1 protein-coding gene is annotated in these 563 nt (G+C 43.0%); it reads right to left on the bottom strand.

Going from position 1 to position 563, the window contains the following annotated elements:
- On the bottom strand, window positions 1–563 hold a 563-nt coding region (locus R7Z47_RS26195; RefSeq protein WP_318130944.1), incomplete at both ends, for an ABC transporter transmembrane domain-containing protein.

Raw genomic sequence — 563 nt, 5'->3', positions numbered from 1 at the left:
AATGTCTTGACCACCGTAGCTCAATACGACTTTGTGCCCTTTTAACATTTGCTCAGCCGATGCGGTCACATTACCCATCATCGTTTGCATGTTCTTAGAGATTTTTCTGAATCGCTTAGAAACGACACCAATACCCCAAGCAACCACAGGCGCTACAGCAAACAGCACTAATGACAACTGCCAGCTGTTGTAAAACATCAGAACAAGCAAACCAATAATGCTTGCGCCTTCACGTACGATGCTCACTAACGCTTGGCTCGTCGCCGCAGAGACTTGCTCTGAATCGTAAGTGATTCGAGAAAGCAAGTTACCCGTTTTTTCTTTGTCAAAGTACGATACAGGCATGTGCATAAAGTGATTAAACACCATGCGTCGTACTAGCATCACCACATTGCCAGAGACCCAACTCAAACAATACGTGGAGACAAAACCACTCGTGCCACGAATGAACATCATGACAAATATAATTAAAGGAAGTGTACGTAGAAAATCAGAATCCGCATTACCAAAACCTTCATCGAGAAGCGGTTTTAGTAGAGAAATCATATAAGTATCAGAGATAG

Source organism: Vibrio sp. 1641, from assembly GCF_033339995.1.
In the GTDB taxonomy this organism is placed as follows: Bacteria; Pseudomonadota; Gammaproteobacteria; order Enterobacterales; family Vibrionaceae; genus Vibrio; species Vibrio alginolyticus.
Note: the sequence above shows the minus strand (reverse complement) of the source record. Positions and strands in the feature narration are given on the sequence as shown.